Here is a 286-nt window from a genome sequence, read left to right as displayed (position 1 = left end):
GGGTGCTCTGACTTTCACGCTCTTGCCATAATTTTTTTGGAAGGCGAGGTAAGACAGGGTTTCGGACTGGATGACATTTCCCAGTCCGAGAATCTGGTTGGCAAGCTCACCATGGGCGCGTTTGCGTTCGGCGGCCAGCTTGCGTTCTACTTCCGCATACTCGGTGCGGATTGCCGTGTAACGTTTCGATGGTGTGAACTTCTGGCCTTTTTTCCATGTGCCGTTCGCGTTAAAACAATGAGGGTTCGTGGCTCGCTTAGACCTGTCCATGGCACGTTGCAAGCGG

At 53.5% G+C, this 286-nt stretch carries 1 pseudogene; it reads right to left on the bottom strand.

From position 1 onward, the window contains the following. A pseudogene (locus tag IV91_RS18675) lies at positions 1 to 270 on the bottom strand (transposase); the annotation flags it as partial. Positions 271 to 286 lie beyond the last annotated feature (16 nt).

Origin of the sequence: Ferrovum myxofaciens, assembly GCF_000735045.1 — a bacterium.
GTDB classification, from domain to species: Bacteria; Pseudomonadota; Gammaproteobacteria; order Burkholderiales; family Ferrovaceae; genus Ferrovum; species Ferrovum myxofaciens.
Note: the sequence above shows the minus strand (reverse complement) of the source record. Positions and strands in the feature narration are given on the sequence as shown.